Origin of the sequence: Lysinibacillus sp. UGB7 (assembly GCF_049058285.1) — a bacterium.
GTDB lineage: Bacteria > Bacillota > Bacilli > Bacillales_A > Planococcaceae > Lysinibacillus > Lysinibacillus sphaericus_B.
Window position 1 is genome coordinate 1 of record NZ_JBMGUV010000126.1, and the last position, 406, is coordinate 406.

The 406-nt window shown below is 37.7% G+C and carries 1 protein-coding gene; it reads right to left on the reverse strand.

Annotated features, from left to right (window positions below; all coding sequences use genetic code 11):
* A partial coding sequence (locus ACOMCU_RS28355) for a transposase (protein ID WP_421052324.1) occupies positions 1-406 on the reverse strand: 406 nt, incomplete at both ends.

Consider the following 406-nt stretch of genomic DNA (forward strand, 5'->3'; position numbering starts at 1 on the left):
TATGCTCATTTCATAAAGTTTAGGCAAAACCTTTGTAGCGATACTACGCATAGCGACCATCTCACTAATTTCTATTTGCTTCTCTTCCCAAATGAAATTTCTTAATTGATAGGCAATCGATTGACTAATTAAATAAACGAGAATGGTGCCATATATGTGACAGAGCCACCTTTCTTTCTTCATCACTTTGAAATGGTCGATTGCCAAATAAGACTTCCATACTTTAAAATGTAACTCGACTTGCCATCGTAAGCGATATAGTTCGACGATTTGACGAGCAGAAATCGAGTCAGGTAGATTGGACATATAAATTGTAATGCCTGCTAAATCACGTACCACCTGTTTGGGTACCTTTCCCGATTTGACGGCACGTCGATTAATTTTTTGAATCTGCTGTTTTTTTCGC